General features: G+C 73.3%; 2 protein-coding genes. One reads left to right on the top strand and one right to left on the bottom strand.

The genetic code is table 11. The features are described 5' to 3' along the window. Positions 1-1,276: PP2C family protein-serine/threonine phosphatase (locus ACOV8S_RS26255; protein ID WP_448320740.1), on the bottom strand; the 1,276-nt coding region annotated here is incomplete at its 3' end. A 204-nt stretch (positions 1,277-1,480) separates the two neighbouring features. Here ACOV8S_RS26255 and ACOV8S_RS26250 point away from each other — a divergent pair. After that, a partial coding sequence (locus ACOV8S_RS26250; protein WP_448320739.1) for a hypothetical protein occupies positions 1,481-2,105 on the top strand: 625 nt, incomplete at its 3' end.

Raw genomic sequence — 2,105 nt, 5'->3', positions numbered from 1 at the left:
CTCCCACGCCCGCCCCGCCCTCCTCCTCGTCGTCGGGGTCGTCCAGCGACCTCGCCCGCTGCCGCCACGGCGAGGGCTCGTCCGGCCCGGGTCGCCGGACGCAGAAGATCGTCGTGTCGTCCCCCAGGTGGTCGTCGGAGTGCAGCAGCACCCCGTCCCGCACGAACCGGGCCATCCCCCGCGGCCTGCGCAGCGTCGGACTCCGCGCGGCCGCACGGGTGACCTCCTCCCGGAGCGGGTAGAACTCCCCCGCCTCGTTCCGCGCCTCGGTGACCCCGTCGGTGGTGAGCAGCAGCGTGGACCCCACCGGCACGGTGGCCCGCACCACCGGCGGCGGCAGGTCGGCGACGTCGCTCAGGCCCAGCGGCAGCCCGTGCGCGCCGGGCAGCGGACCGCACTCCCCGGAGGGGCTGATGAGCAGCGGCGGCTCGTGACCGAAGTTGACGATCTCCACCACGTCCGGCTCGTCGGCCGGGAAGCCCAGCATCACCGCCGTGGCGAACCGGTCGCGGTCCTGCTCGGCCCCCAGGTCGAGGCGGTAGGCGACCTGCCGCTTCAGCCGGATCTCCAGCCGGGTGGCGACCACCGACAGGGACCGCTCGTGGAACCCGGCCTCCCGGAACGTGCCGAGCAGGGCGGCCGCCGTCTCGACCACCTCCAGCCCTTTGCCCTGGACGTCGCCGATGAGCACCCGTGTCCCCCACGGGCTGGGCTGGATGTCGTAGAAGTCGCCGCCGACCCGCGCCTCGCTGTTGGCCGGCATGTAGAGCGCCGCGTGCTCCAGCCCGCCCAGCCCCGGCGGGAAGGGCCGCAGGACGGCGCGGCGCGTGGTGTCGGCGACCACCGACATCTGCATGAGTCTGTTCGCGTGGGCGACGCGCACCGCGCAGGCGAAGACCGAGAACAGCCCGCCGACGATCAGCAGCACGAGGACCGGCCACACACTGACCATGGGCCGCGAGACCACGGTGACCAGCCCGTAGGCGACCAGCGCCAGCACCGCCAGGATCGCCGTGGCGCGCACGCTGCAGAGCGCCGAGGCAACGCCGGGGACCAGCACCAGCCAGGAGGCGGCACGGAACCAGTCCGGTGTCGACACCTCCACCACGATGCCGACCACCCCGATCAGCACCGGGAGCACCCAGCTGACCGCGTGGCCGCGCCAGTAGAGGAGGCGGGCCGCCCTGGCCGCGCGCATGAAGACGGCGCGCGGCACTGCCGGGTCGTAGACCGGGGCTCCGGCGTCGCTTCTCCCGGCAGGGGGCGTGGACTGCATGTTTTCAGCGAAACACGGGCGTGGGGGGCCTGCATCCGGTCGTGAACAAGGGCGCGTTCCCGAGTTGCCCGTTCACTCGTACGGGTGTCCGCTGGATATCGGAGCCGGGCTTCGTCGACAGGCCGCCGCACGTCCGCGGCATCTGTTTCATGCTCGTGGTCCGGCTCGACGACCGCCCGGTTTCCGGCGGAGAGGAGCGTTTCCATGACGTACGCGCCACACGCCCCCCGAAAGTCCCTGTCCCGGCCTCCCGGCACCTGGCACCCGGGCGCCGACTCGCGCCCGCAGGCCGACACCCGGCTGCTCGGGGACCGCGGGACGAAGACCATGAAGCTGGTCGCGACCGTGGGCTTCGGGCTGATCTACGGCTACTGGGCCGCGGCCAACACCCGCGACGGCGGCCCGATCACCGGCTGGAACACGTTCTACGGGTTCATGGCGGCGCTGGCCTTCGTCCTGGCGCTGGGGGCGATGCTGCTGATCACCCCGCGGTTGTCCCGCGGCATACGCGCCGTGGCCTGGGCCGCCTTCGCCGGCATCGCGCTGGGTTTCCTGGTGAGCTCCACCGACACCAGCGTCATCCGTTCCGTCGTCCTGGGCGCCGCCCTGGCGGTGGGCGTCTTCGTCTCCGCCCTCTACCGGATACAGACCCACCCGAGGCCGGGCGACGCCCGAACGGGCGACCTCGGGTATCCGCTCACCGACCAGCAGGACGCGCGGCGCGTCGAGGAGTACGGGGAGGCGTCCTTCACGGGACGGACGGCGCGGGAAGCCGTCGGGCCTGCCGCGTCCACGGCGCCGATCGCGCCGGAGTCCCCCGCCACCACCC

It is taken from the genome of Streptomyces sp. CO7, from assembly GCF_053474865.1.
This window is presented reverse-complemented; position numbering and strand designations above follow the sequence as displayed.